This is a genomic window from Spirosoma liriopis (assembly GCF_023196085.1).
Lineage (GTDB): Bacteria > Bacteroidota > Bacteroidia > Cytophagales > Spirosomataceae > Spirosoma > Spirosoma oryzicola.
In genome coordinates this window covers 489,382-516,302 of record NZ_JALPRF010000001.1, presented here as the reverse complement: position 1 = coordinate 516,302, position 26,921 = coordinate 489,382, and the positions used below count along the sequence as shown (strand labels likewise).

Annotated in this window: 20 protein-coding genes; 9 read left to right on the top strand and 11 right to left on the bottom strand. The window is 51.4% G+C overall.

The annotated features are described in order from the left end of the window. Positions 1 to 4: 4 nt before the first annotated feature. Positions 5 to 1,285, bottom strand: a complete 1,281-nt coding sequence (gene eno / locus M0L20_RS02175) for a phosphopyruvate hydratase (protein WP_232559185.1) — start codon at positions 1,283 to 1,285, stop codon at positions 5 to 7. A 383-nt stretch (positions 1,286 to 1,668) separates the two neighbouring features. Here eno and M0L20_RS02170 point away from each other — a divergent pair, with 383 nt between their 5' ends. The 4 genes from M0L20_RS02170 (at position 1,669) to M0L20_RS02155 (ending at position 7,157) form a co-directional block, all read left to right on the top strand. Then, entirely contained in the window at positions 1,669 to 3,633 is a 1,965-nt protein-coding gene (locus M0L20_RS02170) for a M1 family metallopeptidase (protein ID WP_248475414.1), read from the top strand. 8 nt (positions 3,634 to 3,641) lie between these two features. Continuing rightward, on the top strand, positions 3,642 to 4,133 hold the full coding sequence (locus tag M0L20_RS02165; protein WP_248475413.1) for an NADH-quinone oxidoreductase subunit C: 492 nt from the start codon (positions 3,642 to 3,644) through the stop codon (positions 4,131 to 4,133). Positions 4,134 to 4,209: 76 nt separating this feature from the next. Next, on the top strand, positions 4,210 to 5,880 hold the full coding sequence (locus M0L20_RS02160; protein ID WP_248475412.1) for a hypothetical protein: 1,671 nt from the start codon (positions 4,210 to 4,212) through the stop codon (positions 5,878 to 5,880). A 128-nt stretch (positions 5,881 to 6,008) separates the two neighbouring features. Further along, on the top strand, positions 6,009 to 7,157 hold the full coding sequence (locus M0L20_RS02155; RefSeq protein WP_248475411.1) for a BamA/TamA family outer membrane protein: 1,149 nt from the start codon (positions 6,009 to 6,011) through the stop codon (positions 7,155 to 7,157). Between the two features lie 66 nt (positions 7,158 to 7,223). On the opposite strand, the gene M0L20_RS02150 is transcribed toward M0L20_RS02155, so the two are convergent. After that, on the bottom strand, positions 7,224 to 8,588 hold the full coding sequence (locus M0L20_RS02150; RefSeq protein ID WP_248475410.1) for a M28 family peptidase: 1,365 nt from the start codon (positions 8,586 to 8,588) through the stop codon (positions 7,224 to 7,226). 91 nt (positions 8,589 to 8,679) lie between these two features. Next, positions 8,680 to 10,080: a dihydrolipoyl dehydrogenase gene (gene lpdA, locus M0L20_RS02145; RefSeq protein ID WP_232559179.1), complete on the bottom strand. Its 1,401-nt coding sequence runs from the start codon at positions 10,078 to 10,080 to the stop codon at positions 8,680 to 8,682. Between the two features lie 217 nt (positions 10,081 to 10,297). On the opposite strand from lpdA, the gene M0L20_RS02140 reads away from it, so the two are divergent. Further along, complete coding sequence (locus tag M0L20_RS02140; protein ID WP_232559178.1) at positions 10,298 to 10,867, top strand: hypothetical protein; 570 nt, start codon at positions 10,298 to 10,300, stop codon at positions 10,865 to 10,867. Positions 10,868 to 11,034: 167 nt separating this feature from the next. Further along, positions 11,035 to 12,927 (top strand): amidophosphoribosyltransferase, encoded by a 1,893-nt coding sequence (locus M0L20_RS02135; protein ID WP_232559177.1) that lies wholly within the window; start codon positions 11,035 to 11,037, stop codon positions 12,925 to 12,927. Positions 12,928 to 13,015: 88 nt separating this feature from the next. Here M0L20_RS02135 and M0L20_RS02130 read toward each other — a convergent pair whose 3' ends face one another. The 4 genes from M0L20_RS02130 to M0L20_RS02115 all read right to left on the bottom strand — a co-directional run bounded on the left by M0L20_RS02130 (position 13,016) and on the right by M0L20_RS02115 (position 17,802). Further along, positions 13,016 to 13,471: a DinB family protein gene (locus M0L20_RS02130; RefSeq protein WP_248475409.1), complete on the bottom strand. Its 456-nt coding sequence runs from the start codon at positions 13,469 to 13,471 to the stop codon at positions 13,016 to 13,018. After that, positions 13,468 to 16,467 (bottom strand): serine hydrolase domain-containing protein, encoded by a 3,000-nt coding sequence (locus M0L20_RS02125; RefSeq protein WP_248475408.1) that lies wholly within the window; start codon positions 16,465 to 16,467, stop codon positions 13,468 to 13,470. Before M0L20_RS02125 ends, M0L20_RS02130 begins: the two co-directional genes overlap by 4 nt. Positions 16,468 to 16,685: 218 nt before the next feature. Then, the gene (locus tag M0L20_RS02120) at positions 16,686 to 17,288 is read right to left on the bottom strand and encodes a hypothetical protein (protein WP_232559174.1); all 603 of its coding nucleotides are present in this window, start codon (positions 17,286 to 17,288) and stop codon (positions 16,686 to 16,688) included. 70 nt (positions 17,289 to 17,358) lie between these two features. Continuing rightward, positions 17,359 to 17,802, bottom strand: coding sequence for a DMT family transporter (locus tag M0L20_RS02115; protein WP_232559173.1), 444 nt, complete (start codon positions 17,800 to 17,802; stop codon positions 17,359 to 17,361). A gap of 223 nt (positions 17,803 to 18,025) precedes the next feature. Here M0L20_RS02115 and M0L20_RS02110 point away from each other — a divergent pair, with 223 nt between their 5' ends. Then, complete coding sequence (locus M0L20_RS02110) at positions 18,026 to 18,640, top strand: outer membrane beta-barrel protein (RefSeq protein ID WP_354004154.1); 615 nt, start codon at positions 18,026 to 18,028, stop codon at positions 18,638 to 18,640. A 156-nt stretch (positions 18,641 to 18,796) separates the two neighbouring features. On the opposite strand, the gene M0L20_RS02105 is transcribed toward M0L20_RS02110, so the two are convergent. Beyond that, on the bottom strand, positions 18,797 to 20,041 hold the full coding sequence (locus M0L20_RS02105; protein WP_248475406.1) for a cation:proton antiporter: 1,245 nt from the start codon (positions 20,039 to 20,041) through the stop codon (positions 18,797 to 18,799). Positions 20,042 to 20,256: 215 nt separating this feature from the next. Here M0L20_RS02105 and M0L20_RS02100 point away from each other — a divergent pair, with 215 nt between their 5' ends. Further along, positions 20,257 to 21,711 carry a sulfatase family protein gene (locus tag M0L20_RS02100; RefSeq protein WP_248475405.1) on the top strand — a complete coding sequence of 485 codons (1,455 nt, stop codon included), beginning with the start codon at positions 20,257 to 20,259 and terminating at the stop codon, positions 21,709 to 21,711. A gap of 9 nt (positions 21,712 to 21,720) precedes the next feature. On the opposite strand, the gene M0L20_RS02095 is transcribed toward M0L20_RS02100, so the two are convergent. The 3 genes from M0L20_RS02095 to rbsK form a co-directional block, all read right to left on the bottom strand. After that, complete coding sequence (locus M0L20_RS02095; protein ID WP_248475404.1) at positions 21,721 to 22,944, bottom strand: hypothetical protein; 1,224 nt, start codon at positions 22,942 to 22,944, stop codon at positions 21,721 to 21,723. 80 nt (positions 22,945 to 23,024) lie between these two features. Beyond that, positions 23,025 to 24,581: an ADP-ribosylglycohydrolase family protein gene (locus M0L20_RS02090; RefSeq protein WP_248475403.1), complete on the bottom strand. Its 1,557-nt coding sequence runs from the start codon at positions 24,579 to 24,581 to the stop codon at positions 23,025 to 23,027. Positions 24,582 to 24,651: 70 nt separating this feature from the next. Further along, on the bottom strand, positions 24,652 to 25,587 hold the full coding sequence (gene rbsK, locus M0L20_RS02085) for a ribokinase (protein WP_248475402.1): 936 nt from the start codon (positions 25,585 to 25,587) through the stop codon (positions 24,652 to 24,654). Positions 25,588 to 25,848: 261 nt separating this feature from the next. Between rbsK and M0L20_RS02080 the strand changes: the two genes are divergently transcribed. Then, a complete protein-coding gene (locus M0L20_RS02080) occupies positions 25,849 to 26,883 on the top strand; it encodes a glycerophosphodiester phosphodiesterase (RefSeq protein WP_248475401.1) in 1,035 nt (344 codons plus the stop codon). Positions 26,884 to 26,921 lie beyond the last annotated feature (38 nt).

Below are 26,921 nucleotides of genomic sequence, written 5' to 3'. Positions count from 1 at the left end.
AACGTTACAACTTCTTGCCTGGGAAGTAAGCGGTTTCGCCTAGTTCTTCCTCGATGCGAAGCAGTTGGTTGTATTTCGCCATCCGGTCCGAACGCGACGCCGAACCCGTTTTGATCTGGCCCGTGTTGAGCGCAACTGCCAAATCAGCGATGGTTGCGTCTTCGGTTTCGCCCGAACGGTGCGACATGATGTTTTTGTACGAATTGCGTTTCGCCAGATTCACCGTGTCAATCGTTTCGGTCAACGAACCGATCTGGTTAACCTTGATCAGGATCGCGTTGGCAATGCCTTGGTCGATACCTTCCTGTAGACGGGTTACATTAGTTACGAACAGATCGTCGCCAACGAGTTGGGTTTTCGTACCTTTCAACGCGTCGGTATGCGCTTTCCAGCCGTTCCAATCGTCCTCGGCCATACCATCTTCGATAGACAGAATGGGGTATTTGTTAACCCACTCTTTCCAGTAGCCAGCCATTTCTGACGAAGTCAGTTTATCGCCGGTCGATTTTTTGAAGTGGTAAACGCCTTCTTCGGCATTGTAGAACTCCGACGAAGCAGCATCCATGGCAATCCAAACGTCTTCACCCGGACGGTAGCCCGCTTTCTCGATGGCTTGCAGAATGGTCTGAATCGCTTCTTCGTTCGATTTGATGTTTGGTGCAAAACCACCTTCATCACCCACGTTCGTTGCTAAGCCCATGCCTTTCAGCACTTTCTTCAGCGTGTGGAATATTTCGGTACCCCAACGCAGTGCTTCCGAGAAGCTGGGTGCATTGGCAGGCATAACCATGAATTCCTGGAAATCAATGGAGTTATCGGCATGTGAACCACCGTTCAGGATGTTCATCATGGGTACGGGCAGCGTGTTGGCGCTGACACCACCGATGTAGCGGTACAGGGGCAGACCGGCTTCCTGGGCAGCCGCTTTAGCTACGGCCAGTGATACACCCAGAATGGCGTTAGCACCCAAACGGCCTTTGTTTGGCGTACCGTCCAGCTCCAGCATAATTTTATCAATCATGCTTTGGTCATAAACCGAAATGCCAACCAGTTCAGGGAAAATAAGATCGTTAACGTTCGATACCGCTTTCAGTACGCCTTTGCCAACGTATACTTTCGGATCGTCGTCGCGGAGTTCAACCGCTTCGTGAGAGCCAGTTGATGCGCCTGATGGTACAGCCGCGCGACCAAGATATCCGTTTTCTGTCCGAACGTCTACCTCAACGGTCGGGTTGCCTCGTGAATCCAGAATCTGTCGGGCATGAATGCTTTGAATGGTACTCATCGCAGAAAATAAGAAGGGTTAACACCAAAAAAGCCAATTTTTTCGGCCATGACTACCAAGTCGTTAGGCCGATTGGCAAACCAGCAGCAAAGTAACGAAATACCGAGGAAAAGTTTTTATATACGCGATCAGATATAGAACGGATGATCACGGTTTTAGCAGATGCCTGATTGTCTGACGGGTTTTAACGGCCTGTCATAGTGGGTATTTACGTCATTGATTCGTTACACGAAGTTGAATACAGCAACCACATCTGCTTTTTTAAGACAAAGCCAACTGACTCTCAAGTGGGTTTAAGGACCGGGAGCAATTAACCAGTATATTTGACCATCGCTACACAGTCTGACAAAGAGCTTCGTTACTGAGTCAGGCTCATTCGCTCCATGAAACAACTTTTAGCCGCTATAGCCGTATGGATTAGTATGCAAAATGGGTTTGCTCAAATGCCAAAACCAATTTTTGCGATGCCACTTAGCCCACGTCTGGCGAATTACCGGATTGATGTAAAACTGGACCCGGTTACCAAAAAGCTCGACGGACGCGAAACGTTGACGTGGAAAAATCCGTCGAACGATGTCATTCGTGAGTTACGGTTTCACCTGTATCTGAACGCCTTTCGCAACGAGAAATCGACGTTTATGCGCGAATCCGGCGGTCAGCTCCGGGGCGACGTAATTGATCGCAATTCGAAAGAGAATCCGTACGGCTACACGGAGATCGTGTCGATGAAGACAAAAGGCGAATCGCTGGCTTACCAGTTTATTCAGCCGGATGATCGGGATGCCGGATCACCAAACAAAGACGACCGCACGGTGATCCGGGTACCGCTGAGCAAACCCGTTGGACCCGGTGAGACGATTACGCTGGACATCGCTTTCCGCGCCAAACTGCCCAAGATCTTTGCCCGAACGGGGTTCAGCCGCGATTTTTTTCTGGTTGGCCAATGGTTTCCCAAAATCGGGGTGTACGAACCGGCGGGTACGCGCTACGCGAAGCAAGGCCAATGGAACTGTCATCAGTTTCATGCCCACTCGGAGTTCTACGCTGACTACGGCGTTTATGACGTAGCCATGACGATGCCCAAAGAATACTGGATCAGCGCTACGGGTCTTTTCCAGTCCGAGAAAATTACGCCGAACGGATTGAAGACGGTTCGGTATCATGCCGAAGATGTGGTTGATTTTGCCTGGACGGCCTCCCCGCATTTTCAGGTCGTGAATGATAGCTGGAAGCGTCCATCGGGAGGGGAAGTCAAGATTGAACTCGTGATGCAGCCGGAACATCGGCATCAGGCTCAGCGCCATCTGGATGCGGCTAAAGCGGCTTTAGCGTATTTCGATAAGCACCTGGGCAAATACCCGTTTCCCAATCTCACTATCGTTGATCCTCCTCTTCACGCCAGTGGGTCGTTCGGTATGGAGTACCCCACGTTCATTACCGCCGGAACGGCCTGGTTTTTACCCGCCGGAGCCCGCTTCCCTGAATTGGTGACTGTCCATGAGTTTGGACACCAGTACTTTATGCAGCTCCTGGCATCGAACGAATTTGAAGAAGCCTGGCTCGATGAAGGATTTAACCAGTATTACGAGGGCCGAATTATGGACGAAACGTACGGAGTTCGGTCATCGCAGTTTGACTTATTTGGCTACAAGCAGGGCGACCTGGAAGGCTCGCGCGATAGTTACGTACACCAGCAAAATCCGGGTATCGGCTCGTCATTTGGCAACACCTGGCAGTTGCCCGATGGTCAGTACGGTGTGTTGACGTATTCAAAGACCGCAACCTGGCTGAAAACGTTGGAAGGGTTAGTTGGTCGCCCAGTGATGGACGAGATCATGCAGACGTATTTCAATCGCTGGAAATTCAAACATCCGAATGCCGACAGCTTTACGACCATTGTCAACGAAATTGTCTTGAAGCGGCTCGGTACAAAATACGGCCCGGACATGAACTGGTTTTTTGACCAGGTGTTGTATGGCGATAACGTAGTCGATTACGAACTGATCACCCTGCGGAACCGCCTGCGCGACGGAAAGCGGCAGGCCGTCGTCACGGTTCAGCGGAACGGCGACGGAAAAATGCCGGTTGATGTGCTGGCCCATTTCGACAACGGCAAGGAGATGATGCTGTTTTGGGACGGCAAAGCGCGTCAGCGTCAGTTTACGCTTACCGAAAATGCCCGCGTGCTGTGGGCCAAGGTGGACCCGAAGCAAAAAATCTACATGGACACCGACCTGAATAATAATAGCCTGACGCTGGAACCATCGTCGGCACCAGCGGCTAAATTTGCTACGAAATTTTTGTTCTGGATCGAAAACTGGATGCAATGGCTGGCGTGGCTGGCTTAGAAGCGAACATGACTTTTCTTGAAATAACTGATAGTCTTACCGCTGAATTTGGCGACGCCATTCAGGCGAACACCCAAAATCTTCAGCCTTATCTGATCGTTCCGGCTGACCGTCTGGTGGCAATTTGCCAATTCTTGCGGGACGACAAACGGCTCTTTTTTGATCTGCTGGCCTGCATTACGGGCATCGACAACGGCTTGCAAGTCAACACGATGGAGGTGGTTTATAACCTCACGTCCATACCCTACGAGCACAATCTGATGCTGAAAGTTTTTGTGCCGCGAGATACCGGGAGTAGTCAGCTGCCTTCCGTGCCGAGCGTCGTATCGATCTGGCGCACTGCCGACTGGCACGAACGGGAAGCGTTCGACCTAGTGGGTATTCGATTCGAGGGACATCCTGATCTGCGCCGGATTCTGCTGCCTACCGATTGGGTAGGTCATCCGCTCCGCACCGATTACCAGGAAGAGGAGCAGTACCACGGTATAAAAACGAAGTAGCGCCTGCTATTTTTCGCCAGTCGTTGACCTTTTGCCGGGCCAATTCGTTATTGCTTTATCTTGTTCGTACTGACTAATGAAAAAATCGTGTTGGCTTCTCTACGGCCTGCTCATAACGGCGGGTTATCTACTTCCTGCCTTATCGTTTGCGCAAACGGATTCGGTGATTGTAACCGGACGAATCCGTAATTTATCGGCTCGCTTGTACCGTGAATCGCCAGCGGTATCCGTTAGTCGGAATAATATCCTGCAAGCCAGTCGCGAACTGGTGCGTTCAACACCCTTGAATATTGATGGTACGTTTCGCGTGTCGATGCCGTTAATCTATACGCAGGAAGAAATGTACTTTACCTACGGTCGCATTTCGACGGCTTTCCTGGCTTCGGCGGGCAATTTGAGTATTGAGCTAAACGCCGATTCGCTGTTTACGGCGGCTGTGCCGTTTCGCTTCGGTGGGGTCAATGCGCAGGTCAACCAGCAGTTTGCCCGTTACAAAGCGTTTGAAGCGACTTATGCCAACAAACCCGATGGTAAAAAGCTGTCGGATAAAATAAATGGCGTGGGTGATGAAGCTGCCTATCGAATCTTAACGAGCGCTTACCGGGCACCCCTTTCGGCTTTCGCCCAGCGGGAAAAACCGTTTCCTCTGCTGGCCCGCTGGGTCGGGTCGGCGGACCGCTATAACGCATCGGCTTTTTTGTACGACAAGGCCACTTACGATAATGAAGAGCTGGACAAAACCCTGAACGATTCGCTCCGTCCGGCTAATGATCGATTGCTGACGGCTGCCCGCGTATCGGCGATGAACCGCTTCGCGGCTTACGTTACCCAACGGGTATCAGCGGAGGCTGGTAACAGTCGCTCAAACGGGTTGACCGTCCGGGCGCTGGCTGTTTTGCTCGAACGCTACGGCAAAAACATCACGGCGGATGAACGACTCCGGCTTAATGATTACGCGTTGAGTAATTCAGCGCGTGCGTCGGACCTGCGCTTTTTTGACGGATTGGTGAAGCGGAATCCCGACACACTTCAACGGCTGGTAAATTATGAGACGCTTATTCAGCGCAGTATCCGGCTCTACGACGGCGCGGCTGTCGATTACCTGGCTGCTTACTGGCTGGCGAGTTCGTTGCCCGGTCTAACAATCGATTTCTCGAAGCTCCTGTACAGTTACGCTCGTCCGCAGATAAAAGAACCGACACTCATCCAGTCGCTCGATGAGTTGTATCGGCTTGAAGTAAAAGACAGCACCCGCATCCGGGCGGCCATTCAAACATTACGCAAAGCGGGAAAAGCCGCCAATAGCCTTGAGATTTCGCCGGGTGTGTTTGCGACGCGTGACGATTTGAGAAGCGGCTCCGATCTGCTCGATCAGGTGGTTAATGCCAATCGGGGAAAAGTTATTTATCTGCTGCTTTTCTCGCCCGGTGACGAAGCGGGTCGGCAGGCTGCGCTCGATGCCCAGCGGCTTCGTAACGCCTACAGCTCCCGCGATTTTGCGTTGATCTACCTGCCCATGAGCGGAGCGGATAAGTCGTTATGGCCGGAGATCGCGACACGGTACAACCTTTCCGGAGATCACCTGTTACTGACGGATTCGCAGCTGTACGACGCCATTGACCGACTCCGACCCGACGGCGAACTAGCCGCAACGGTGATTAATCGCGTCGGTAAAATAAACAAACGGAATGCCCCCTTACCCGCCGATTTTGGCGAAGTACGAAAAGTCATCGCTAAAAATCTGTAGATCGCTAGTAGTCGTTTTAACGAATTTCTACTAATTAAAAACTATTGGTGCCTCCCGCGAGTAAGACTACTAGAATTGGTTGATAGAAACCAACGCCTTGCTGTTCAGTAAGGTTGGGTGTCATTCTTATGAGCAGATCGCAGGCTACGTATTGGTTGACGTTACTACTTTTTACTGCATTACTAGCCGGTATTCCGTATCCATCGCGGTCTCAAACTGTGGTTAAGCGGTTATTCAATCGGTTTTTCAATGACACCACTTCGTCGGCTGATCCGCACGTTTCGTTTTATCCAACCATAAGTTATGCGCCCGAAACCAGTGTCGAGATTGGGGTGTCGGCGTTGTACCTGTATCACGCCAACAACGACGTAAAGCACAATCGACTGAGCGAAATTCAGGCGTTTAGTTTTGTCACGCTACGCGGGCAGTACGGCCTGAATATCGATCATACAATCTACGGGGACCGTGATCGCTGGTTCTTTCTGGGGCGGGGGCGGCTTCAGCGTTTTCCGTTGCTGTACTACGGCATTGGCCCCGACACCAAACCCGATCATCCGGCTACCATCGACGCCTTTTCGATTCAACTACGGGAGCGGGCCATGCGTCGGATTGCTCCTAATTTGTTCGGTGGTATCGAGGTTGATTACCAGCGCCTAAGTAGCGTTGAGTTTAACCAGCCGGAAATCAATACGCATACACTACCCGTCGGTGGTTTAGGAACCGCAAATCTGGGTTTTGGCGTGGGTTTCGTCTACGACAGTCGCCCAAACGTGTTAAACGCCCGACGCGGTGCTTTTGCCGAACTGGCATACCTGAACTATAACCGTTCGCGGGGTAGCTCACTGTCTTTTTCCAACCTGTCGATGGACGTGCGTTTGTTTAAAACCGTACGGCCCGGTCAGGTGCTGGCTTGGCAGGCTTACGGTGTGTGGGCCAATGGCAACGTGCCGTTTAACCAACTGGCGCTGCTGGGTAGTGAGATTATTATGAGAGGATACTATCCGGGTCGTTTCCGGGATAAGGCTTACGCTGCTACGCAGCTTGAATACCGCTGGTTGCCGTTTCCGTTCAGTCGTCGGTTCGGTGGGGCTGTTTTTGCGGCTGTTGGTACGGTTGGTCCAGCGCCGGGTCAGATCCGACTCGATAAATTACTGCCTACGGGTGGGGCCGGAGTTCGGTATTTGCTCTTTAAAAAGAAAGACGTGTACCTGCGTGCCGACGTGGGGGTTACCCAGGAGGGAGTAGGCTTTTATATCCTTACCGGTGAGGCTTTCTAAAAATAGATTTTCGTGGTTGCGGGCTGAATGTGTTAGCGTCAAACAGCCCGCAACCATGAAAGAGTATTACAAGCCGTGCTGGTCTAACAGGTAAACCAAAGCAGCCATCGATGCCGCACCAAGCTCGAGTTCACGTTGGCTGACCGTTTCGAAGCGATCGACCATGGTGTGGTGATAATCGAAATACCGTTGCGAATCCGGTTTGAAACCAAACAACACCGTACCTAACTGGGCCAGCGGTCCAATATCTGCTCCGCCACTTCCCGCGCCAATTTCGGTTAACCCATAAGGCGCTAGCAACGGTTTCCAGGGATTTACTTTTTCCCGTTGGGCCGGTGTTCCGACGATGCCGAACCCACGTGGTGTGAACCCTCCATTGTCTGACTCGACAGCGGCAATGTGCTTTTCATTGTTCTTTTTAGCCAGATCGGCGTATTGAACGCCACCGCGCAAACCGTTTTCTTCGTTCATGAACATCACCGCCCGGATGGTACGCTTGGGTTTGATGCCCAGCGTTTTCAAAATTCGTAGTACTTCGATCGACTGTACACAACCGGCACCATCGTCGTGAGCCCCTTCGGCCAGATCCCAGGAGTCGAGGTGACCACCTACAACAATAATCTCGTCGGGTTTCTCGCTGCCTTTCAGTTCACCGACGACGTTGTAGGATTTCGCGTCGGGCAAGGTTTCGCAGTTCTGTTTGAAATAAAAAGTTAGGTTCGGGTTCTCGGCGAGTGACTTGCTGAGTAAGTCGGCTCCGTTAGTGCTGATGGCCGCCGTCGGAATTAAGGGTACACCCGTTGCGTAGCGCATACCACCCACATGCGGGTAATCATCGTGAACGTTGGTCATCGACCGGACAATGGCTCCGACCGCACCGAGTTTAGCGGCTTCGGTAGCGCCGTTGGCCCGCTGATCGACCGCTCCGCCGTACGCTTCGAAGGTGTTGATCTTAGTCGGGTCCATCGGGCGATTAAAAAACACGATTTTTCCTTTCACTTTGTCAGGGCTCATGGCCCGCAGTTCCGGAAAGCTTTTGACTTCAATCACACCCGCTTCGACGCCCTTAGGCCCGGTGGCTACCGAACCGCCCAGCGCTGCTATGGGCACCGTAGTTTTCTGATTGCCATTTTTGATAAATGCTTCTTCTTTGGCACCCCGGACCCAGTGAGGAACCATCACGTCCTGCAAAAAGACCCGGTCGAAGCCTTGTTGCTCCATCACCTGCTTGGTCCAGTCCACGGCTTTCTGAGCACCTTCCGAACCACTCAGCCGAGGGCCGATCTGTTTGGTCAGGTAGCGCAGCCACTCGTAGGATTTGCCGTTGGCAAGGGCTTCGCTATAAATCCGCCGGACCGCAACCGAGTCGGTAGTCTGGGCGTGGGCACACGCAATGGATACGCTCAAAAGAGCGGTAAAGAGTTTTTTCATGATTGGGCGGTTGTATTGGTTAAGTAGGCAAGATACAGAAAAGCCCGACCGCTTTCCAGCAGTCGGGCCTGTTTCCTTACGTCCTAAAGTATTACATGTTGATGGCCCGGTTGTCCGTAGCCGCCAGACACGCTTCTTTGAACGCTTCGGTGAAGGTTGGGTGAGCGTGCGACATCCGGGATACGTCTTCGGCGGAGGCCCGGAATTCCATTGCTGTTACGGCTTCGGCAATCATGTCAGCTGCGCGCGCGCCAATCATGTGAACGCCCAGGATCTCGTCGGTCTCTTTGTGCGCCAGTACTTTCACCAGCCCGTCGATGTCCATGCTCGCCCGCGCCCGGCCCAGTGCTTTGAACGGGAACGAACCCACTTTGTACGGGATACCTTCTTTCTTGATTTCGTCTTCGGTGTAGCCAACCGATGCTACTTCCGGCCAGGTGTACACCACGCCCGGAATCAGGTGGTAGTGGATATGCGGTTTCTGACCAACGATAACCTCGGCGATGAACGTGCCTTCTTCTTCGGCTTTGTGGGCCAGCATCGCTCCGCGAATTACGTCACCCAGCGCGTAGATATGCGGAACGTTAGTGCGCAGGTACTTGTCTACCTCAACTTTACCGCGTTCATCGGCTTTAACACCGGCGGCTTCCAGGTTCAGACCATCCGTGTACGGACGCCGGCCAACCGAAACCAGACAATAGTCGCCCGTAAGGGTTATCTGCTCGCCCTTGGGCGTGTCGATGCTTACGAGAACTTCGTCGCCTTTGTTTTCAACCTTCGTGACTTTATGATTGAAATAAAAATCAGCCCCTAGTTTTTTGACGACTTTCTGAAGCTCTTTGCCGAGCGTTTTGTCCATCGTCGGAATCATCGAGTCAGCGAACTCAACGAACGATACTTTCGATCCGATCCGGGCGTAGACCGAACCCAGCTCGGCACCGATTACACCCGCACCAATGACGATCAAATGCTTGGGTATTTCGGATAAAGCCAGCGCTTCCGTTGACGTAATGACCCGCTTTTTGTCCAGCGGCATTGACGGGAACGACATCGGTTTAGAACCCGTCGCAATCACGATATTTTTGCCGGTGATGGTTTGTTCTGAACCATCCTCTTTGGTAATCTTGATCGTGTGCGGATCAACGAACGAGCCAACGCCATGTAGTTCGTCGATCTTATTTTTCTTCATCAGGAACGCAATGCCTTTCGTTGTCTGGTCAACAACTTCCTGCTTGCGTTTGATCATTTGTGCCAGATCGACCTGCAAATCATTCAGTTTGATGCCGTGTTCAGCAAACGTATGAGCCGCGTTGTAGTAGTGCTCCGATGAGTCGAGCAAGGCTTTCGACGGAATGCAGCCGACGTTCAGGCAAGTACCACCCAGCGTTGGATATTTTTCGATAATGGCTGTTTTGAGTCCGAGTTGGGCACAACGAATGGCTCCGGTGTAGCCACCGGGTCCCGAACCAATGAAAATAACATCGTATTCCATGAAAATGATTGTTATGTCTGGATGCTGGATGATATAGGTTAGAAATCGGACGTAAAAGTAATGAATCCCACGCCTAACCGCTGCCAACCAACGTCTGTAAGTAAAGCATTATGACTGCAAATTTGGTTCAGAATTCGATTACCCAAACCGATTTGCAAAAAAACGTGTTGGTGGTACCAGAAGGCGCGCTCTGTCCGGCGCCGTTTCGAATCAATTTATGCGTTTTATTTACTCTGGCTGTCTGCTGCTTATCCTCTTTGCCAGCAGTTGCACCGACTCCGTTCAGCAGAATCAACCGAATGTGTACTACGATGTGTTGGGTTTTGTCAAGCGTCAGATCACTGACCTCTCCGCCCAAAAACCGCTTGTTCATAAACTAGTAGGGGTCAACGCCAAACAAGATACAGAAAACACGAAAGACGTGAACTGGAGTCGCGAACTTGAGTTGTTCACGCAGGCCGACATCAACAAGCCCGCGCTCCGCAGCAGTTATCAGATCACGCGACCCGATTCGCTGACGTATCAATATACCCTGAAAAAATCGGAAGAGCGACTGACGGTGCGGTCACTAAACGTTCGACTGGATTCGCTGACCCACCAGCCGCGCCGTATTGAAGCGGTCCTGCAAACGCGCAACCCGCTGTATGCGTCGGAGCGGCATCTGTTGCTGGAAAGCGGTCTGGATGGTAAACAGCAGTGGCGCATTCAGCACTACAAGCTCTCTGGATTTCAAAAACTGCCTTATTTCGACAAGAATGAGTTTTTGGTGGAAGGACAGGTTCAGTAACCGCAAATTCTTTGGGGGATTCCAGCTCCGCTAAAAACTGATCGGTCATCTTTTTCTATATTTGTTCTGTCATGTTACCGAACGAAACAAGTCGGTAGTCCGTTTCTTTTTCATCAACTTGACACTTAATCGCTACGGCGGTCTTCGCCGTTACAACGGTCTCTGTTATGAGTGACGCTATTAAACACGAGTGCGGAATTGCGCTTATCCGGCTCCGCAAACCGTATCAGTATTACATCGACAAATACGGTACGGCCCTCTACGGCGCCAATAAGCTGTATCTGCTGATGGAAAAGCAGGTTAACCGGGGCCAGGATGGCGCTGGTATCGCCAACGTCAAAATCGATGTACCACCGGGTCACCGCTACATCAGTCGCTATCGTTCCGTTGATCAGAGACCTGTAACGGACATTTTCGAGAAGGTTAATAAAAAATTTCGTAAAGCCCTCAAAGGCAACCGCGACAAGGCAAAAGACGCCAAATGGCTTCAGGAAAACGTTGCTTTCTCGGGTGAGGTCTGGATGGGACACTTGCGGTACGGTACGCACGGAGCCAACGACATTGAGAACTGTCACCCGATGCTTCGGCAAAGTAACTGGCGTAGCCGGAACCTGGTCGTAGCGGGGAATTTCAACATGACGAATGTCGATAAGCTGTTCGACAAACTCGTTTCGTTGGGTCAGCATCCGAAGGATAAGGTTGATACGATCACGGTGATGGAAAAAATCGGGCATTTCCTCGATGAAGAAAACCAGCGGGTGTTTGACCGATTCAAAGGCATCTACGAAAATCCCGATTTGTCGGATATCATCGAAGATAACATTGACATGCAGCGTGTTCTGCATCGTTCCTGCCGCGACTTCGACGGTGGCTATGCGATGGTGGGTATGACGGGCTACGGCGCATCTTTCGTCGCCCGCGATCCCGCCGGTATCCGGCCTGCTTACTATTATGCCGATGACGAAGTGATTGTGGTGGCTTCGGAGAAACCCGCCATCAAAACGGCTTTCAACGCTGATTACAGCGAAATCAAGGAAGTGCAGCCCGGTCACGCACTCATCATTGACAAGTACGGCGAGTACAACGAACTTCAGTTCGTGAAGCCTATCGAAAAGCGGTCATGCAGCTTCGAACGGATTTATTTCTCGCGTGCTACTGATCCTGATATCTACAACGAGCGCAAAACATTGGGTAAACTGCTCGTTCCGCAGATCCTGGAGGAGATTGACTACGACCTTGAAAATACGGTCTTCTCCTACATCCCTAACACCGCCGAAACTGCTTTCTTCGGAATGGTCGAAGGTTTAGAAGAATACCTGTACAAACAGCGGAAGAAAGCCATTATGGACGGAATCCTGTTCGAGGAAGAACTCGACCGGGTACTTTCTTTCCGTCCTCGCGTCGAAAAGCTTGTTTCTAAAGACGTGAAAATGCGGACCTTCATCACCGACGATTCGCAACGGGATGATATGGTTTCGCATGTGTACGATACTACCTTCGAAGTGATTCGGAAAGGCGTCGATAATGTAGTTGTCGTTGACGATTCGATTGTGCGGGGAACAACGCTGGAGAAAAGTATCCTTAGGATGCTGGACCGGCTCGGCCCTAAAAAGATCATTATCGTATCCTCGGCTCCCCAGATTCGTTTCCCCGATTGCTACGGCATCGATATGTCGAAGTTCAAAGAGTTTGTTGGCTTCCGGGCGGCACTCGAACTTCTCCGCGAACGGGGTCAGGATTATATTCTGGATGAAGTATACGCGCAAAGTGTAGCCGCCATCGAGTCGGGCAATGCGTCGCAGCAGAACTATGTTAAGGCTATCTTCGAGCCTTTCACGCACGAAGAATTGTCTCGCAAAGTTGCGCAGATTGTTACACCCGCTGATCTGAAAGCCGAAGTAGCGGTGGTGTACCAAACGGTCGAGAACCTGCACCGCGCCTGCCCAAACCACTCCGGTGATTGGTACTTCACGGGGAATTACCCAACGCCCGGTGGTAACAACGTGGTAAACAAAGCATTCGTGAATTTTATGGAAGGCCGACTCGTACGCGCCTACTAAACGATAACTCCCAAACAAAAAGAGACATAAGCTGCTTGTGTCTCTTTTTGTTTGGGAGTTATTACAATATATTAAACGCCGTAGCCGATTAGCCTTCTCTCGCCCAAACAATAAAGTCCGTTACGGGTGCTTCTTTTATCAACGGACGGATCAGTTGAACCACCTGCCCGCGATGGTAAGCCGCGTGATGACTCATGTGCGTCAGAATATCGATCAATGTGCTGTGAAATGGCTCATCCTTCGACGTGACGTAATCAAACGATTGCAACAGTTCAGGTTCGGCAAGTGCATTCAGATAGCTAACCATTTTACGGTGCTGTCGTTCAGCGGTTTCACCCATCCAGCTAACCGGAACATCCTCCCAAATCGCCACGAATGTGGGTTCCTTTGTGAATCGGCCAAACCAGATCTGTTGTGCCGACAGAATATGGCCCATCACGGCGACGGCTCTCGCTGGCGGATTATCTAGACCTTCGAGGACGTTGATGATACGCTGGTTTGCCCAGAGTTCGTAGTTCAGTAAATGGATGAGGTAGTTTTTCATTGAATGCCGCGTTTCACCGCCTGATACAACGCTTCGACAACGTTGGTTCGCGTATTCAACTCGCTAATTCGGTTATTGTTCCGAGTTGGGTAGACCCGGTTCGACAGGAAAACGTACGACAAATTGTATGCCGGTTCGACCCAGATGAACGTTCCGGTAAAACCTGAATGCCCAAAGCTATCCTTCGTGGCTGATTTGGGGGCGTTCCCTGAATACTTAAACGACGGTTTGTCGAAGCCCAGACCGCGCCGGTTGCCCAGTTCCGGAAACTGGTAGCGCGTAAATTCATTCATGGTTTTGGCCGAGATAAATTGCTGACCACCGTAGGAGCCTTTCTGCAAATACATCTGCACCATTTTTAGTAGGTCGTTCGAGCTACCAAACAGCCCCGCGTGACCCGACAGCCCGTCGAGCATGGCCGCGCCCTCGTCGTGAACACGCCCCCAGATAAGGGTTTTGCGGAAAAGAGAATCGTACTCAGTCGGCACGATGCGGTCGAGCGAATAGAACCGGCGTGGTTTGTACGTCAGCGTCGTCGCGCCGAGTGGCCTGTAGAAGTTTGTTTTGAGGTAATCTTCAAAGTTTATTTTGGTCAGGTACTTGACCACCTGCGGGTAAAGGATAAACGACAGGTCGGAGTAAACGTACTCTTTTTTCTCGTTCAGTGGCGAATCTTCAATCTGCTGATAAATCGTTTTCGGGTAGTTCTTGAACTCGAACAGGCTGTCCGTTACTTCGATAGGATAGCGACCGGACTGTTCGTCTTTGAACGTTCTAGGTTTCCAGGAGCCGTCTTCTTCTTTCGTGTCTTTCCAGAAGGCAATCCACGCTTTCAGCCGGGCCTGGTGGGTCAGTACATCGCGCCAGCGCAGATCGGCTTTGTTCGACTTTTTGAGCCAGGGTAGGTAATCTTCCATCTTTCCGTCTAGATTGAACTTGCCGGCGTCAACCAGTTTCATCAGGGCAGGGGTGGACGTGCTTACTTTTGTTACCGACGCCATATCAAACAGATCATCCAGTTGCGTTGGCTTGGGTTCGGCACCCAGCGAAGCGTCATACGTATGGTTACCGTAAGCTTTGTGGAAAATCACTTTTCCATCTTTGGCCATCTGAACGACGCAGCCCGGAAACGCTTTTTGGGTCAACCCTACGTTGACGAGCGAGTCAACTTGTTGCGTTAAGTACCGGCTGTCGATACCGACTTCTTCGGGAATTGTGTATTTTAATCGACCGATGGGTTTGATGGTCAGTCCATCGCCCGTCCGAAACCGTTGATTGACCGTCACCGGCAGTTTTCCCGAAGCACCGATGGCCCCAAAGATGAGCTGGGCCGAAAGATCTTCGGCGTAAGGCGTCAGCTGGTAAGGCATTACGATGGCGCGCGCCTGTTCGATGTTACGGCTGGTCTGTGCCGTATCCGAGGGAAATGTTAGCTTGTCGAGCGCATACGCATTGCCGAAAACGGTCACAACGGCTTTGCCCGTCGCCACCAGTTCGCTGACCAGACCTGCGGTTTTAGCCTGGAGACCATATTTCGCCGTAGGCCGAATGTTATTCAGATGCACATCGACCAGGATAAGGTTGTAATTCTTGAGCGAATCCCGCACCTGCGCCAACGTCGAATCGGCGGTTTTTGACGTGATGTTGAAATGATCTACCTGCGTGTAGTTGGCGGCCATTTTCTGGAAAGCCGTCAGTTTATCGCTTTCAACGGCAACCGACGCAATGCGTAGCGTGTCCAGTCGCTGGAGAGGCAGCAGATTGTCCACGTTTTTCAGCACCGTCAGGCTGGCTTCGGTGAGCTTCCGGTTAAGCAACTCGTCGCGAACCGGGTTTAGGTCGCGCACCAGATTATCAAGAACGATAGGCTTGTATTGGTTCAGCCCCACCCACGCTTTGGCCCGTAGTACTTTCAGGCACCGGGCGTCCAGCGATTCCTGCGTGATGCGACCGTCGGTTATGGCCTGTCTGATCTGCGCCAACGCCGAAGGAACATCCTCCGTAAATTCGAGCACGTCCATGCCCGCTTCCAGACCCAGTTCATCGGCTTTTCCCGACGGAAAATATTTCGTAACGCCTTTCATGTTCATCGCGTCCGAAAAAATCAATCCCTGAAAGCCCAGTTCATCTTTGAGCAGGTTCGTGACAATGGCGGGCGAAAGCGTCGAGGGCCGATTGCGGGTGGTGTCGAGCGACGGAATGCTCAGGTGAGCAATCATCACACCGGCGGCTCCGGCGTTGATCAACTGACGGAACGGGTACAGTTCCAGCGAGTCGAGTTCGGCCCGGCTTTTGTTGATCAGCGGTAGGTCGTAGTGGGAGTCGGTGCCCGTATCGCCGTGTCCCGGAAAATGCTTCAGGCTGGTCAGCAGGTGATTATCCTGCATCCCGCGTACATACGCCAGGGCTTTGCGCGCAACCGCATACTTATCTTCGCCGAACGACCGGAAATTGATCACCGGGTTGTTCGGGTTGTTATTGACATCAATGGACGGCGCAAAATTGACGTGGACCCCTAGTCGACGGGCTTGCCGCGCCAGACTCGCGCCCATGTTATAAATCAAGGAGTCGTTACCCTGCATAGCGCCCAGCGTCATCTGGTATGGATAGCGGACGGTGCTATCGAGTCGCATCGCCAAACCCCATTCGGCATCCATGGCGATCAGCAACGGTACGGTCGAAAGGGCTTGCAGCCGGTTGGTAAGCTTTGCCTGACGCATAGGACCACCCTGAAACATGACCACGCCACCGAGTTTGTAGGTGCGCACCAGGTTGACGAGTGAATCTTCGTAAGCTGGTTTCCGGTTCGAATAACCCGCCACCATAATCAACTGAGCGATCCGTTGATCGGGCGTGAGACTCGCAAAGACCGAGTCGGCCCAGCGATTCTGGGCGGGTGTAAGCTTTAAAAAGGGCGGGGGCGTTGACTGCGAAAAAGCCGTTAAGGAAAAGAAAACGTTGATGAAAAGAATAATCAGGAACCGGCAAAAAGGCATGAGCAAATCAATTGGGTCGTGAAAACCCAAAAATACGAAAAGGTCGGCTAAGACCTATCGATCCGGGTACTTTGCCAACAGCCTAGCGCGTGAAATTCACCAAAATGTAAGCGAAACCGTTAAGTTTTTCCTGAGCGGTAAAAAGAGAGCGCCTAAGTCGGGTCTTGACCGCTAGAACAGAGGTTGTACAATTGAAGAGCGCAAACAGGCCAAACGGGTTATTTGCGCCGGGCGTCGGTGTCTTCACCGGGCGCTATAAATATTTTTTTATCCGTAATGAGCGGGCGATGCTCTTCCAGAAAGGCTTTAAACAAGCGAATCTCTTCCAGTTGTTTGTCGATGGGGTGGGTCAGCGCGTAGCTTTCCACGTACACATCCCGAAAATCGGTGATGACGTACTCCATAAGCTTGATACCCTTGCGTTTGAGCGCGTGGAGGTACAAATTCTGGTGATTATGCACGAAACGACCCGGCTGATAAGACGCTGTAGTTTTCAAATCAACGGCTTTGAATTTGCCGATCACATCGACGTAGCCGTAAAACAGCACATCGTCGATTTCCCATTGGCAGAAAACCTGCGTATCGACAATGGGCCGGGGGAGAAGTTTTCGCACCTTCTTAACGATCTCGGCGTCAAATCGATCTTCGTCAGTACCTTTGATAACGGCTTCTTCGAACGAAACACCACGCTCCTGCGCTGCGGTAGTTGGCGTCGGAACGCGGTTAATGGAGTCGATGAGCGCCTGCACCGACAGGTTGCCGCCATGTAGATACCGCGAGAAAACGTTGAGCAGGGAAGGGTAAAAGCGATACTGAATCACGGAGTACAGTTTTAGGCGTTGACGAAGCGGGCTGAAGATAGCCACACGCTTTAAACCGCAAATCGGGTACTTAGTTTCGGACAACCAGTAACACGCCAGCCATAATCAGCACCAGTCCGGCTAGTCGCCAGCCGTTGGCGGGATGTAGTGCAAAACCCATCAAGCCGTAATGATCCAGCACTACGGCAGCCAGCAATTGACCCGCGACACTCAGACTAACCAGATTGGCCGTTCCAATTTTGGGTACGCTGACAATCACCGTGATCATGTATAGCGCCCCCATCGCTCCGCCCATCCACTTCCACCAGCTTACCTGCTTGACGGTATCCAGCGAAGGTACCGAACTGCCCGACGCCAGTAGAAGCAATACCAGTACAATGAATCCAGAACCGAACGAGATTGCAGCCGCCAGAATGGGGTTGGCCATCGCCTGACGTAGATTGGCATTAACACCCGCCTGGACGGTAATCGCCAGACCGACCAGAAAAGCAAAAAAAACGTAGAGGTAATTCATGCGTGCAAAGGTAGCAACGGGTCGTATCGCTTTGTGCCCGAACTTCTTTTTCTAACCAACTTGCCGGGTGATTCCTGCGCATTTGACAACAAATGCTTGGGTAATCTGCAACGGATGACTCTTGTTGTGGGTAACGGCTAATAGGTCTTCACTATTGATAACTGCCAGCGCAGGATAGTCCGAATCGGACCGGTATCTAGTATTCACCCACTATATAGTCGTTATGCGTCAATTGCTTTTTCTTGCATTCATGTTTGTTTCATCCGTAACGGTTGCTCAATCGCTCGGTCCGTTTAAACTAAATGCCTCCCTAGGCTACGCTTCTCCGGCTGATCGGTCGGGCGATAAAGACGGGAGTAAAGGGGGATTTGTGTATAGCCTCGAACCGCAGTACGAAATCGGGCGACACCTCGATGTGGGTGTTCGATTCGAGCAGGCATTTATCCAGCGTCCCGAAGTACTGGGCAACATTATTTTCTTCGATTCGCAGGCAAAATCGCTTATGTCAGGTGCATTAACCTTGACTTATACGGTCGGAAAAAGCACGGCTTTTCGGCCGTACGTGGGCGGTGGTGTAAGCTTTTACCGGGCTGCGGCCAGTGAGCAGCAGGTGATGGGCGCGGCTAATACAACACTGTTCTATGCGTTACCGGTCACGAACAAGCTGGGTGGATTATTGCGGGCAGGTATTAAATTCTGGCAATTCAACGTTGAAGCCGCCTACAATTTTCTCGATGATACAACCGTCATCAACGAGTTTACGAACGCGAAACTGATTGGTAAAAATGAGTATTTTAGCTTGAAAGCCGGTTATACACTAGGTGGCAAGTTGCACTAATCGGGTCGAGACTGTGATGTAGTTATGGTCCTATCAGATAGTCTCAAACACCAGAAGGCTCATAGCGTGGTGTCGGTTTTGAGAAACCGACACCACGCTATGAGCCTTCTGGTGTTTAGGAAACCCATCGACTACGATAAGTCCCACCAAAAATGCTTAGGCTGCCTGATTTTTTGTCGCGGAGCTGACCACTCGTTTCAACGTAAGTCCCTGGCCGATAATCGAGAAAATAACAATGCTGTAGCAGCAAGCCAGAATCAATTCGCGATAGGGCGAGTCGGGTAATGACAAAGCCAGTGCTACGGATATACCGCCCCGGAGTCCTGCCCAGGTAAGAATGCGCAGGCTACCGGGTTTGAGTCTTGATAACTGAAACTGCAATAGGTAGGGCAGCAATATGCTGAGGCTCCGGGCTACGATAGCCAGCACGACGGTCAGTAAGCCAATCAGTAGGTAATCACGGATGAACGGAAGCACCACGATTTGCAGCCCAATCATGACGAACAGTATCGTGTTAAGGATTTCATCCATCAAATGCCAGAACCGATCCAGGTAAAACTTGGGGGTGTCAGTGCGCGACGAGCCTGACAAGCGGCTTCCTAATAGCAACCCAGCGGCTACTTCGGCCAAAGGAACTGATACGTGCAGGGCATTGCCTATAACCGAAACGATCATAACCATTGCCAGCGATAACAGAACAACCGTGTGGAAATCGTCCGACGCTTTGATCAGGCGGTAAGCGATTAACCCCATCAGGATACCCAGCGATATGCCTCCGAATACTTCCCGGCAGAAAAGTAAAACAGCGTCTGAGAAAGAAAAACTAACATCCGGGTTGGCCACTTCCTGCAACGAGATAAACAGCACCAGGCCCACACCGTCGTTGAACAGCGATTCGCCCGTGATAATCGTTTCCAGTCGGCGTGGAATAGGGGAATCTTTAAGAATGGCCCCAACGGCTACTGGATCGGTAGGCGAAATGAGCGCACCGAACAGAAAACAATACATAAGCGGAACGGGGAAATTAAAAAGGTTGGTCAGGAAGAAAAAGCCAACACCAAACAAAGCCGTTGAAAAAATGACCCCGACGGTACTCAAGACCAGTACCGGACGGAATTGCTGTTTCAGATCGTCGAGGTCAAAATGCAGCGCAGCGGCAAAGAGCAGGAAGCCCAGCATGACATCGAGGAGTGTTTTAGTAAAGTCGATCTGCTCGGTGATGCCAATCAGCAGTTGGGCAAACCCCGACGAGAGGCTACCGATGATCACCACCGAAATAATAAGAACCAGTGTCAAGAAAACAACTCCAATGGTTCCGGGAAGTCGTATAAAGCGGGCGTTTATGTAAGAAAGCAGCGCGCTAAGTCCAACCAGTATGCTGGTAGCAGTGAAAAGATCCATGCAGTAAAATGGTTAAAAGGCAATCGATAACGGGCTAAGCTGCCCATTACTGATTGCCCAATGTAACAATAGAATCTGGGGGCTTCTCTAACTTAACTGCTCATTTCCATATGGTGTTTTCACGAATCGGCACTTAGACCAACAACGAGGTTACCGTAGGGAAGCTTTCAGGAGCCAGGGGTTCGTGCTAATTTGCGGCAAACTATAGAAAGCTGATGAAATACCTGGCCGCTCTGATTGGGGTGATTTTGATTGCCGCTCTTGGCCTCTTTTCATTCCAGAAAGAGAAACCAAGACCTAACATCCTGTTTATTCTGGCCGATGACTGGAGTTATCCGTATGCTAGTATCTACGGCGACAAGTCGATTCGAACCCCTAATCTGAACCGGCTGGCTCAGCACGGAACCGTTTTTACCAACGCTTACTGCGCTTCGCCATCCTGCACCCCCTCGCGGGCGGCTATGCTGACCGGACGGTATCCGCACAACCTGGGTGAAGGCGTTAATCTGTGTGGACGGCTCGATCACAGCATACCCACCTACGTTCAGTTGTTGGACAAAGCGGGCTACGCTGTGGCGTACGACCGTAAAGGCTGGTCTCCCGGCGATTTTCGAAAGATGGGCTATACCCAAAATCCCGCTGGCGATTCGGCAGTATTTGAGACGTTTATAGACAAGCTACCCAAAGGAAAGCCGTTCTTTTTCTGGTTCGGCACCAACGACCCGCACCGCCCTTTCGATCAGGGAAGCGGCCAGAAAGTGGGTATCGATCCTCAAAAAATTAACCTGCCCAAGTTTTTGCCGGATGTGCCGGAAGTGAGAGGGGATGTGGCCGATTACCTGGGCGAAGTAGAGCGGTTTGACCGGGAAATTGGTGACTTACTCAAAAAACTGGAAAGCTCGGGTCAGCTGGAAAACACGATGATTGTCGTCGCGTCGGACAATGGCATGCCTTTTCCGCACGCCAAAGCCAATCTGTACGACTACGGCACGCGCGTTCCGCTGCTCATCAGCCGCTTCGACAAAAACGGGAGTCAGCCGAAACGCAATGACTCGTTTGTTAATCTGCTTGATTTAATGCCAACGTTTCTGGATTGGGCGGGCGTTCAGCAGCGGCCCGAACTGGATGGAATGAGTTTGCTGCCCGTATTGAACGGTCAGCAAGCGGTTCATCGGTCGGAGGTGTTTCTGGAACGGGAGCGGCATTGTTTGTGCCGGGCCGAATTTGACTACGGAGCCGGGTATCCGATGCGCGCCATCCGGACGAAAGAGTATCTGTACATTCGAAACTTCCGACCCGACCGAATGCCTGCGGGCGACGAAACGATTCCGGGAACGCCTTCCGTATTCGGTGATGTGGACGGTGGTCCGACGAAAGTGTACATGATGGATCATCGCAATGAGCCAGCGGTTAAGGCACTGTTTGCGCTAGGATTCGAGAAGCGCCCCGCCGATGAATTGTATATTCTCAAAGACGATCCGTACAATATGCGTAATCAGACCAGCAATCCAAAATACGCGGTAATCAAGAAAGGATTGCAGCAGCGGCTGGATACCTGGATGCAGGCCGAGAATGATCCGCGTCGGCAGGGCGGTGGTGATAAGATCGACAAGTACGAATCGACAACCCACGCCTGGATAACCCGAACGGGTATCATTTTCTGGGACTAGAATGGCCGGCTACTGATCACTGAGCAGTAAAAACATCTCGGCTGCGTGGCGGGCATGAGGAAAAGCCAGCTTTTGCTTCACCAACTCTTTGTCAAGCACGGTCAAAGCGGGGTAATGGGCATCGCTGGCTTTTTGTTCCCAGCTGAGGGGATAGTCGACGGTACCCAGCATACCGCGTTTTTCGTGGTAGAAATGATCTTCAGCCCAAACCAGATACGGTTTAGTCGCACTGACTTCTTCGTCGAACTTCGGTCCTGCAACGTGCTCCTTGGTAAAATCCCACCAGAACAGCGCCGAATAGCTGTCATACTGCTTCGGAATGATATATGGATCGGGTAGTCCCAACGATTTCAGCCCGTACTTCAGCCACTTGGTCTGGAAAACCGGATGGTCCTCGTTATCGGTTTTGCCAAGGATGTACTTGTCTTTTCGAAACCGGTTGACCGAGTCCAGAGCCATTTGCACAACCGGGTGATTGCGGTCCGAAACCAGCGATACTAAAAACAACACCTGACCCACATTATCGACCTCGGCGACTCCTGGTTTATTCCAATCGAACGGATCGCGTATCGATAAGATCCAGTCGCGGATAAGCCGTAGGTTGTCTGTTTTTTTCAGAACCATACCCATAAGAGCAGCATTACCGTACGAAGGTTTTGTGTAAACCATGACGTTTGATACGGGTCGGCTAACACCGTCGGAGCCCGCTATTAGGTTAATCAACAGGTCGTGGTGTAATACCCGCAGGACTGGTCCGAACGTGTTGCTAGCAAAACGTGGTAGGTTTACCGTTCGTTTCGTATTGCGTATGCGTCTGACTTTAGGTAGTTTATTGCTATTGGTTGCCGCTGCCTGAATCAACCAGACTCCCGTTTCGTCTTCCCGGATTTGAACGGTGCTGTTGTCGTCCAGGGTCAGATGAACCAGGTATTCGGACGGAACAATCAGCTCACTTTTGACCGTCCATTGCTCCTCGATGTGCCCGGTTAAGGCGTCGATCAATCGCCCGGCCCGGTAAATGTACTTGGCCCGGTCGCCCATGCCGAACAGAAAAAACGATAAGTCGGGCAGACTGCGGTGGTTGAGATGTTCCTGGCGTAGTCGGGTCAGGTTACTGCGGTAAAGTTGCAGAGCTGCTTCCGGGTTTGGGTACAACGTTGGTGGGTTGGGCTGTGCCCAGCCTGAAAAGATAGGCAGCAGAGCTACGACCAGAAAGAGTAGACAGCGCTTCATACACAACAAAACCAAAAACGGCTGCATCTACGGGAGCCCTGCTCGCCCTGCATACCCGATTATACGCTAATCCTGTATTGCTATAATTTCGACTTAACGGGCTGATCGCTGTAAACGAGCAGGTCCGTCATAGAAACCACGTGTTCGGCATCTGGATTCAGCAACTTAACCCGCACCGTATGTTTGCCTTTGGGGAGCTGATACTTCCAAAACAGATCATAGCGACGATGGATAAAATTAACGGGCAGTTTAGCGGTTTCAATCTTTTTGTCGTCAACGTAAAGTTCGGCATTAAAGGCAAATGTGCTTTCGTAGCCCCAGTTGCTTCGATTTTTTGGTTTTGCCTCGCCCCGAATGACAAAACCGATGCCGTCAAATTCAGTCGTGTATTCGTTCTCCAGGCTTTTACGAATGGGCGTAACCCGCACCGGATAATGACCCGTAAACGCCTGTTCGAGTCGAACAGTTTTGGGCGTCTGGACCGCAATTGTTACCTGATCGCCGTTGATTTTACCGCCGTTCCGTTCAACAACCTGGAGCGCGTGTTTCAGGCTTAGCGCGTAAACATCGTTGAGCGATAGGGTTGTGTATTTGAAATCAATATCTTCGGCTTCCCGCAAGCCTTGTTTCCAGTACCCCGGAATTTTGTCATAGCCGAGCATCGTTCCCAAAATACCCCCCGCCGAGGATGGATTGCAATCCGAGTCCTGACCAGCGCGGGTGCTGATTTCCATCGTTTTGGTGAAGTCGCCCCCGCCGTAGAGTAAACCCAGAACGATGTAAGCGGCATTGATTTTTGCGTCAATGTCAAGGGCGTGAAACACACCTTCGGGGCAACCGGTTTCATCCGACCATTTTTTCTGAATTTCAAACCAGTTGCGTTTCCAGTCAGTTGGGTACTGCTCATGCCATTTGATGACATCGGCAATGCACTGATAAAAGGTACTTTGCGCCGGAATGGTCTTCAACGCTTCTTTGACAACGTAATTGACGTCGTTGGAAACAAACGCCAGCGAATACATAGCCCCGACAAACGCGCCCCCGTACCAGCCGTCGCCGTAGTTCATAATGTGTCCGATGGGATCGCCAATCTGAACGGCGGAATTGGGCATTCCGGGAGCCATTAAACCCGAAAAATCCGCTTCGATCTGAAAATCAATATCGTCGGCGTGGGGGTTGTTCAGCCAGTGACCCGACTCGGGTGCTTTAAGACCATTCAGCAGATTGTATCGCCCCGCCTGATTCGCGTGCCAGAGCATGTAGCCCGCGTTGGCATACGCTTTCGCATGTTCATCAACCGGCGCATCAAGACCTTTCTGTTCAAACACATCCACGAACGTCAGATCCATGTAAATGTCGTCGTAAAGGCCCGGATTGTTCAGCATTGTGTGCTTGATGTAGCCGTCGTACCACGGAATGGGCTGATAGTCGTTGATCATCGTGCCGTTGTACTGAAACTCGGTCGGTCCGCCAAATGAGCAGCCAATCAGTTGCCCGGCCCAACCGCCTTTGATCTTATCCTGAATGGCCGTTTTAGCCATCGTTACCGATTTAGGAGGGGTTTTCGATTTCTTAACCGGCGGTACAGCGCCCGATAATGAAGCGAGCAGGATACCCGATAACAGTAACTTTTTCATAAAGAAAGGTGAGGGATAAAAGACTATGCGTTGTCTACGATTACAGTCAGCAAGCTGGATAACGTCGTTACTACTTGCTCAGTAGTGGTTCCAGTTCGTGTCGGTACGGGGCCGATGCCTGAGCGCCCATGCGTGTAACCGATACGGAAGCCGCCCGGCAGGCAAATGTTACAGCGTCCGCCAGCGTTTTTCCTTCGGATAAGGCTACCGTTAACGCTCCGTTGAAGCAATCTCCCGCAGCGGTTGTATCGATTGCTTTGACAACGGGCGTTTCGACGAGCTGGCCGGACTGGCTGTTGGTAGTTAGGTAAGCTCCTTTTGAGCCGAGGGTAATAACCACGTTGGAAACGCCCATTTCGTGGAGCTTTTGCGCTGCTTTTTCGGCGGTGGCAAGATCAACTACCCGAACACCCGTTAGCAGTTCGGCTTCGGTTTCGTTGGGCGTAATCAGGAACAAATGCGGAAATAGATCAGGTGGCAGCGTCTGGGCGGGGGCCGGATTCAGAATGACGCGCAAACCTCGCTCAGCCGCTCTGCGAACGACGTATTCGACAGTCGGCAGCGGAATTTCCAGCTGAAGTAATACCAGCGCGCCGGGTTCTGCCGACTGCAAGGCGGCTTCGGTTTCTTCCGGGAGCAGATTGGCATTCGCGCCCGGAGCTACCGTAATGCTGTTTTCGCCGGATGCATCGACGTTGATCAGGGCTACCCCTGACGGATGATCACTATCGGTTTGTACATAGGTTGTGTTGATGCCTTCCCGCTCGAATCCGTCAAGGGCCTGTTTGCCAAAAATGTCGTTGCCTACTTTCGCAACAAACGTTACCGAACCTCCCTTGGAAGCCTCAACCAGTCGGGCGGCCGCTACGGCCTGATTGGCCCCCTTGCCACCGGGATTCATTAAAAATGTACCCCCCATAACGGTTTCGCCCGGCGCGGGTAGTTTTTCGGCCTTTACGACCATGTCGGTGTTTGAACTTCCAATGACAAGAATCTGATCTGGCATTCGATAGATGAGTTAAGGGGCGGGTGCAAATTTATCTGGCAAAAAGTATATTGCAAGCTGAATAGTTGTCTATTCAGACGATTGATGGGTAAGCTGTCGTTGCCGAAGACAGAGTCGCATCGCCCGGTAAGTTTCTGTTCGCATTATGGCTATGTTGTCTAGTACCGGGTAATGATAATCTTAGTTTCAACTGAGTTTGGAGTATGAAGGCTACCTTGCTTCTCTTTTCTTACCAATACGCTTACTAATCAGTGCCCGGTCATGGTCAATTTTCGAATTACTGTACTCAATTTACTGCTCACTAGCTGCTTAAGTCACTTGGCTGCCAACGCTCAGCAAACCTTATCGCTCTCCAATTATACGTATTCGCCTACACAAACGGCGGTAGGGACGCTTCGGGCTACTGGTCCGGTAAGTCGTTTAAGCCTGCGGGGGCCCAATGCGGGTTTATTCACCCTGAACAAAAGCAATCAACTGGCTATTTCGCCGAAAGCCGCGAAAACGGCCACGCCCTGGTACGATCTTATCGTTGAAGGACAGACGGCTTCCGGTAGCGTGCGCGATACGTTTCGGATTGTGAAAGATGAATTTATCCGCAATCAGGTAGTTGCACACCGGGGAGCTTGGAAACAAGCCAAGACTAGCGAAAACTCGATTACGGCGCTACAAAATGCGATTCGGCTAGGCTGCATGGGTAGCGAGTTCGACGTGCACATGTCCGCCGATTCGGTGTTGTTCGTCAATCACGACGCGACCATTCAAGGGCTTGCTATCGAGAAAACGCCTTCTTTAGAGCTGGCTAAAATCAAACTCAGCAACGGAGAGCCCCTGCCCACGCTGGAAGCCTATCTGACCGAAGGCATGAAACAAAACCGTACCCGGCTGATTCTGGAAATAAAAACATCGACAATGGGGAAAGAACGGTCGATGGCGTTGACGGAGCGGGTCCTGCAAACCGTAAACCGATTAAAAGCGCAGGCTTGGGTCGATTACATCGCTTTCGATTATGACGTTTGTAAAAAAGTGAAAGCGCTTAATCCGGATGCACGGGTTGCTTACCTGTACGGCGATAAATCACCGGAGCAACTGGCTGCCGACAATCTATTTGGCTTAGATTACCACTTCAGTGTACTAAAGAAAAACGAAGACTGGATAGCCGACGCGCAAAAGCGTCACCTTACAGTTAACGTCTGGACCGTGAATGATCGGGAAACGTTGACGTGGTTTTTGGAGCGGCACGCTGATTTCATCACTACCAACGAACCGGAGTTATTGCTATCGCTACTTGCCAATTAGGTAGTGTACAGCCAGCATCGGGTTGACCAACCTGACGC